The 656-nt window shown below is 40.5% G+C and carries 1 protein-coding gene; it reads right to left on the bottom strand.

Going from position 1 to position 656, the window contains the following annotated elements; all coding sequences use genetic code 11:
- The coding region (locus tag EP737_RS25150) for a carbohydrate ABC transporter permease (RefSeq protein ID WP_165350944.1) at positions 1-656 on the bottom strand (656 nt) is incomplete at both ends.

The following is a 656-nucleotide window of genomic DNA, read 5'->3' as shown; positions in this document are numbered from 1 at the left end:
CCACCTAACGCAATTCCTTCAATAACTTGTTTTTGACCAATGATAAACACAATCACTAACGGAAGAATCGCGGATACAGCCGCAGCCATGATCAAGGAATAAAATTCTCCATTGATTGTTGTGAATTTCTGCATTGCCAGCTGGATCGTTAATAAGCTGTCAGTACGCAAGAAGATAAGTGGATTTTGATAGTCATTCCACGTCCAGATAAATCTCAAAATCGCATATGTCGCGATCGCAGGACGAACGATTGGCAAGGCGATGGACCAGAAAATTCTCCAATGGCCTGCACCGTCAATTTTTGCTGCATCGATATAATCGTTATGAATACTCATAAAGAATTGACGAAGCATGAATGTGCCAAGCACACTAAAGCTTCCTAGTAAAATCAAACCTAGGTGGCTGTCAAACAAGCCGATTTTTCGATATAAAATGAATTGAGGCACAAGAATCGCCTGCGCCGGAACCATGTAGGTTGCCAGCACGATCATAAACAAAACATTTCCAAACGGAAAGTTCACCTTTGAAAATCCATACGCCGCCATGGCTGATACAACTACAGATATCATTGTCGTTAACACGGTTACTTTAATAGAGTTCCAGTAATAGAGATAAAACGGATAATCGCCAAACCATACTTCCTTATAGTTGTTAAA

This window comes from Ectobacillus funiculus (assembly GCF_004138295.1).
In the GTDB taxonomy this organism is placed as follows: Bacteria; Bacillota; Bacilli; order Bacillales; family Bacillaceae_G; genus Ectobacillus; species Ectobacillus funiculus.
Note: the sequence above shows the minus strand (reverse complement) of the source record. Positions and strands in the feature narration are given on the sequence as shown.